The sequence below is a fragment of the Mycobacterium sp. genome, from assembly GCF_032162105.1.
Classification (GTDB): domain Bacteria; phylum Actinomycetota; class Actinomycetes; order Mycobacteriales; family Mycobacteriaceae; genus Mycobacterium.
Map to the genome: position 1 here is coordinate 1 of NZ_JAVRPS010000052.1, position 5,383 is coordinate 5,383.

The 5,383-nt window shown below is 65.5% G+C and carries 6 protein-coding genes; 2 read left to right on the plus strand and 4 right to left on the minus strand.

Annotated elements, in window-relative coordinates; translation table 11 throughout:
- A partial coding sequence (locus QOC69_RS02575) for a thiolase C-terminal domain-containing protein (RefSeq protein WP_526436045.1) occupies positions 1-287 on the plus strand: 287 nt, incomplete at its 5' end.
- A gap of 348 nt (positions 288-635) precedes the next feature.
- Here QOC69_RS02575 and QOC69_RS02580 read toward each other — a convergent pair.
- Entirely contained in the window at positions 636-1,190 is a 555-nt protein-coding gene (locus QOC69_RS02580; RefSeq protein WP_526436047.1) for a TetR/AcrR family transcriptional regulator, read from the minus strand.
- 381 nt (positions 1,191-1,571) lie between these two features.
- A complete protein-coding gene (locus QOC69_RS02585; RefSeq protein WP_526436049.1) occupies positions 1,572-2,327 on the minus strand; it encodes an SDR family NAD(P)-dependent oxidoreductase in 756 nt (251 codons plus the stop codon).
- A 92-nt stretch (positions 2,328-2,419) separates the two neighbouring features.
- Here QOC69_RS02585 and QOC69_RS02590 point away from each other — a divergent pair, with 92 nt between their 5' ends.
- Positions 2,420-3,010 carry a TetR/AcrR family transcriptional regulator gene (locus QOC69_RS02590; protein WP_526436051.1) on the plus strand — a complete coding sequence of 197 codons (591 nt, stop codon included), beginning with the start codon at positions 2,420-2,422 and terminating at the stop codon, positions 3,008-3,010.
- A gap of 157 nt (positions 3,011-3,167) precedes the next feature.
- Here the strand turns inward: QOC69_RS02590 and QOC69_RS02595 are convergent, their stop codons facing one another.
- Both QOC69_RS02595 and QOC69_RS02600 read right to left on the minus strand, forming a co-directional pair.
- Complete coding sequence (locus QOC69_RS02595) at positions 3,168-4,613, minus strand: aldehyde dehydrogenase family protein (RefSeq protein ID WP_526436055.1); 1,446 nt, start codon at positions 4,611-4,613, stop codon at positions 3,168-3,170.
- A 17-nt stretch (positions 4,614-4,630) separates the two neighbouring features.
- Positions 4,631-5,383: cytochrome P450 (locus QOC69_RS02600; protein WP_526436053.1), on the minus strand; the 753-nt coding region annotated here is incomplete at its 5' end.

A 5,383-nucleotide genomic window follows, 5' to 3' on the forward strand; every position in this document is an offset into this window, starting at 1 on the left:
TGATCTACGATGCGTTTTCGCCGATGCTGCTGATGCAGCTTGAGGGCCTGGGATTTTGCGGCTTCGGTGAGGCCAAGGACTTCGTCGCCGATGGGCAACTCGGACCAGACGGTCAACTGCCGTGCAACACCAACGGCGGGCTGATTGGCGAAGGCTACATTCACGGACTGAATCTGACTCTGGAAGCAGTTCGTCAGCTGCGCGGCACCGCGATCAATCAAATCGCAGGTGCCCGCACAGCATTGGTCAGCGCTAGCCGCACCGCAACGATACTGCAGGTCGACTGAGTTCGGCACCTCGGCGATGGACGCAACGGGGTAAGAAAGCGCCGATCAACATGGCGCCGAACGCACCTCGGTGACCAGATCGCGTCGGAGACGAAGAAGGCCGCGGCATTTTCAAAAACTCACGGTCCAAACGCAATTGAGCATTCTCATGGCGCAGGCGTTCCAACTCAGCGCGTTCATCGGTATCGAGCACCCGGCCAGTATCGACCTCTGCGTGGCAGACTAGCGCGCCGGTTCACGCTGTCGACACCCCTACCCCGTCGACGACGACACTCGCGCCACCGTCGTCGCGGGGATCAAGGCCGCGAGCTAGGAGTCGGCCGAGCTGGGCTCGTGTAGGCGGGCCGCCTACCGAGTAGCCGTACGCGGCTGGTGGCCGATGCCCAAAATCGCGCGCGCGGCCGCGGTGAGCAGCTCGCGCAGCCGGTCCGCCGCCAGGCCCGTGTTGTGGAATAGCGGTGATTGGATCGCACCGACCGCAGCATGCACGATGGTGTGTGCGTCAGCGTCGGACAGGTCCCCGCGCAACTCGCTGATCAGGTGCACCCACTCTTCGAGGTACAACCGCTGTTTTCGGCGCAGCCGGCGACGGTCGTCGTCGGGCAGATTGTTGATTTCGCTGTAGTAGACCTGGGCGAGCTCACGATCACCGACGACGAATTCGACTTGGCCGGCGATAAGCTGGTCCAACGCGGCGCTCAGATCGGTTCCGGACGCCAGGATTTCCGCCTCGTCGCGCAGTAGGTCGTCGATGATCCGGTCGAACAACGCGACAAGTACCGCCGACTTGCCTTCGAAGTGCCGATATACGCCAGAGCCGGTGATGCCCGCGGCGGCGCCGATCTCGGCCACCGTTACTGCGTGAAAGCCTCTGTGGGCGACCAGATCCGCAGCCGCAGCCAAGATCCGGTTCCTGCGTTCGGGATCTCGAGTGCGGACATGGTCGGGTGGAGCTGGCCTCCGCGCGGCGATGGGTCACCTCCCAATGCGGTTGACCACTCATTATGCACACGCATTCACTAGGCGGTCTTTGCCTCGTGGTCGAGGTGGTGTCGCCGATTGCACCGCCTTGTACGGCTCAGGCGTGGCTGATCTCGGCTAGAGACATCCCAGGGGTGTAACTCGTCAAGCCGCGGCTGAGGTGCGGTGAGCCCGGGCGGTGTTCAGCACCTCAACGCCTTGTTCATGCGGCCGGAACAACGACGACGTGAATTCTGTTGATGCCGGCCGGTGTTCGCTGTAGTCGGTCTACCGACCGACGACGAAGGTGGCTCTTACCCGCAGTCAGGCGGTATACCCGCCGTTGGAATCGATCACGGCGCCGGTGATGTACGACGCGGCTGGGCTGGCCAGAAACGCGATGACCGGCGCGGTCTCGGCCGGGTCACTGACCCGCTGGATGGCCAGGGCCGACACCATGACCTTGAGGGCCTCCGGGCTCGGCGGCTCCATAGAGGTCTGCATGAGTCCGGCTTGCACGATGTTGACGGTGATGCCTCGCTGCGCCAAGTCGCGTGCCGCGCCCTTGGTGTAACCGATCAGACCTGCCTTCGTGGCGGCGTAGTCGGTGAAGCCGGGGCTCCCGGCGCGGGAGCCGATGCCCGAGCCGATGTTGACGATCCGGCCGTTGTCCCGCAGTACCTTCGCGGCCGCGCGGATGGTCGCGATTACGCCGGTGTAGTTGGTGGCATGCATCCGGTCGAGCTCGGCGGTGTCGATGCTGGGATCGTCGATGGTCTTGCCCGACTCCACCCCGATGGCGGCGTTGTTGACCAGGATGTCCAGCCCGCCGAACCGGGCGACCACGTCCTCGATCAACTGCGGGGCTCGTGCCGTGTCCGCCTGGTCAGCCTGGAAAGCCGCCGCCCGCACGCCCTGGTCCTCCAGCTGCTTGACCACCTCGGCGGCCTTGTCGGCTGAGGCGGTGTAGGTGATCGCGACGTCCGCGCCTGCGTCGGCCAGGGACCGTGCGGTGGCGGCGCCCAGTCCTCGGGAACCACCTGTGACAAGGGCGACCTTGCCTTGCAGAGCTTTTGACATGTTATTTCTTCCTTCCGACCGTTCTTGACTCATTCGTCCAGAACACTAGTTGTTCTGGACTGTTGCGTCAAGAATTGTGTAGACTGATCTGCATGGCAAGACCGCGCGGCTTCGACGAGACGACGGTGCTGCGGCGCGCTCGAGACCGGTTCTGGCCCACCGGGTTCGCCGGCACGAGCATTGACGACATCGCGGCGGCGACAGGCCTGGGCAAGGGCAGCCTCTATGGAGCCTTCGGCGATAAGCGCCAGCTTTACCTGCGCGTGTTCGATCGGTACTGCGCGGAGGTAACCGAGGCGACGGTACGGTCGCTGACTGGGCCGGACGAGGGCGCATACGCCCGATTACGTGCACATGTCCTGGCTGTCGCCAGAGCTACCGCGCGCGACACTGACCACCTCGGCTGCCTGCTCGCGAATGGCACCGCCGAGCTGGCCGGCCAGGACCCCGCCGTCACCCTTCGGGCCCGCCGGACCTTCAAAGCCCTTGAAGACGCTCTGGTCGAATGCATCCAACAGGCTCAGCGACAGGGCGATATCGACCCCGCCGCCGACGCGCGCCGACACGCCCTGCTGCTACTGGCCGTTCTACGCGGCATCGAAGCCCTGGGCAAGGGCAGCGTGGGCAGGCAGTCGCTGCGCTCGATCGCCGAAGCCGCGGTCGATACACTTCCGCGCCCTTGAACATCAAGGACCGCAAACGTGGGGGCGCGTGGTCGCCGGGCACGGGCGCGGGCCACATCGGTTGCATCCCGGCGGTCCTCTGCTCGCGCATCTCGAACCAGCCCGGCGCGTCTGAGTCAGGGCCGACGTCAGACGCCACGACACCCGCTGATCCGGGCTAGGCCGACATCCAGGCGATCGCCTTGGTTTCGAGGTGCTGCTCGAAACCTTCGCGGCCACACTGGCGGCCGACGCCGCTCTGTTTGTAACCGCCATACGGCGAATCGGCTCCGTACCACATGCCACCGTTGACTCCGATCGACCCGGTGCGGATCCGGCGCGCGACGCCGGTCGCACGCTCCTCGTCGGCGGAGAACACCCCACCCGACAGGCCGTAAGCGGAGTCGTTGGCGATTCGGATCGCGTCCTCGTCGTCGTCGAAGGGGATGACGACCTGCACCGGACCGAAGATCTCCTCCTGGGCGATGGTCATCGTGTTGTCGACGTTGACGAACAATGTGGGCTCGACGAAAAACCCCTTAGGCAGATGGGCGGGACGCCCGCCACCGACCACGACCTCGGCGCCTTCGGCCCTGCCTTTCTCGATGTAACCCAGGACCCGCTCCTGCTGCTTGCGACTGACCTGCGGGCCGCTGATGTTCGCGGGGTCGGTGGGGTCGCCGTAGGGCACCGTCTGGAAGCCGGCCGTGAGGATCTGCACGGCCTCGTCGTAGTGCCGGCGCGGCACCAGCACGCGGGTCTGGATTGCGCAGCCCTGCCCGGCGTGGGTGCACGCCATCATCGGCGCTGCGGCCAGCACCCCGCCCAGATCGGCATCGTCGAGCACGACCATCGCCGACTTACCGCCAAGCTCGAGGAACACCCGCTTGAGCGTCTTGGCGCCCTTCTCCGAGATGCGCTTGCCGGTGGCGGTCGAGCCGGTGAACGAGATCATGTCCACGCGCGGGTCGAGGGTGAGCACTTCGCCGACGAGGTGGTCTGAGGACGGTACGACGTTGAGCACCCCGGCGGGAATGTCGGTGTGCTCGGCGACGAGGCGCCCGAGACGCGTTGCGTTGAAAGGAGTGTCGGGCGCCGGCTTCAGCACGCAGGTGTTGCCCGTGGCCAGGATCGGGCCCAGCTTGTTCAGCGTCACCTCGACCGGGAAGTTCCACGGAACGATGGCGCCGATGACCCCGATCGCCTCCTTGTACACCCCGCGCCGGCTGGGCATGCCGATCTGATTGCTGATCGGCAGCGACCGTTCCCACTCGAACTCGTCGATGTACTCCATCGGCCAGGTCAGCGCATCGGCCACCGGCCAATCCAGCTGGGCGCCGTAGGTCATCATGACCGGACTGCCGGCCTCTTCGACGAGTTCCTGGCGCAGCTGCTCCTGTTCGGACACCAAGGCGTCATGCAACTGCTGCAGGCAGCGTTTGCGCAACGCCCTGTTGGTCGACCAGTCGGTGCGGTCGAACGCGCGCCGCGCCGCACCGATGGCGCGCGTCACGTCGGCGGCGTCGGCGTCGGTGACTTCGCCGAGGATCTCCTCGGTGGCCGGGTTGACGTTGGTGAACCGTTTGCCTGACCCCGCCTCGACGAGCTCACCGTCGATGAGCATGCGGACTTCACCCACGGTCAGGCCGCCCCGGCATCGACGCCGACCCGCGGCCCGGGGGTGAACCGGATTGGCAAGCGGCGCACCGCATATACCGAGCCGGCGTCGGCGAACCGTTCGACTTCGCCGCTGATCGTGTAGTCCGGCATGCGGGTCAAGATCTCCGACATCATCACCTGGAACATCATCCGGGCGTGGTTGGAGCCCATGCAGCGGTGGGGTCCGGCGCCAAAAGCCAAGTGCCGGTTTCCGACTCGGTCAAAGTCGATCCGGTCGGGATCCTCGAAGACCTTGGGATCGCGGTTGGCCGCCGCAAACATCAGCAGGACCCGCTCACCCGCGGCGAACTTCTGGCCCTTGAACTCGCAGTCATTGGTAACGATGCGGGGCAGGCCCTGGGTGGGCGTGTCGTGGCGCAGGAACTCCTCGGTGGCCTTGGGTAGCAGCTCGGGCTCGTTGATCAGGCGGTGTCGCAATTCAGGCTGTTCCTGCAGCCGCACCAGCGCATTGCCGGTCAATCCACTGGTGGTGTCCATTCCTCCCAGCAGCATCAAGAACGCGTAGCCCAGGATCTGCCCGTCATCGAGTGGCTCGCCGTTGACCTGTCCCTGCATCAACGTGCTCAGCAGATCGTCGCCGTATCCGTCAGTGCGTCGCCTCGTGATCTCGGTGGTGATGTTGGTGTAGATCTCGACCGCCGCGGCCGCGCTCTTTTCGGGGTTGGTGGCGAGCTCGTGTACGACACCGTGGATCCACTCCACCCATTCGGGCCA

Bases quoted from the DNA above. Each gene is read 5' to 3' on its own strand.
- QOC69_RS02585 (WP_526436049.1), bottom strand. From the start codon at position 2,327: ATGTCAAAAGCTCTGCAAGGCAAGGTCGCCCTTGTCACAGGTGGTTCC.
- QOC69_RS02590 (WP_526436051.1), top strand. From the start codon at position 2,420: ATGGCAAGACCGCGCGGCTTCGACGAGACGACGGTGCTGCGGCGCGCT.
- QOC69_RS02595 (WP_526436055.1), bottom strand. From the start codon at position 4,613: ATGCTCATCGACGGTGAGCTCGTCGAGGCGGGGTCAGGCAAACGGTTC.